Source organism: Brevibacillus sp. SIMBA_040 (assembly GCF_046535075.1).
Taxonomy (GTDB): Bacteria; Bacillota; Bacilli; order Brevibacillales; family Brevibacillaceae; genus Brevibacillus.
Window position 1 is genome coordinate 1 of sequence record NZ_JAWRXI010000418.1, and the last position, 234, is coordinate 234.

General features: G+C 50.4%; 1 protein-coding gene. It reads left to right on the forward strand.

Features of this window, described 5'->3' with window-relative positions; genetic code table 11:
- The first annotated feature begins 15 nt into the window (after window positions 1-15).
- Window positions 16-168, forward strand: a complete 153-nt coding sequence (locus SB752_RS33290) for an OmpA family protein (protein ID WP_410719642.1) — start codon at window positions 16-18, stop codon at window positions 166-168.
- The last annotated feature ends 66 nt before the right edge of the window (window positions 169-234 follow it).

A 234-nucleotide genomic window follows, 5' to 3' on the forward strand; every position in this document is an offset into this window, starting at 1 on the left:
GTCCTTAACCAGCACGTGAGTCTACTAAACTCAAATCCAGCGGCTGGTGTTGTAATCGCAGGTCATACCGAGGAGCGCGGTAGCCGTGAATACAACATGGCCCTAGGTGAGCGCCGTGCACAAGCAGCACGTAACTATCTTGCTGCTCAAGCATCGTCATATCGTTAGAGTCTTGCCATACCTCGTATTTGTCTCCTGCAATAGTAGGTAGCGGCAACAATACGCTAAAAGTGG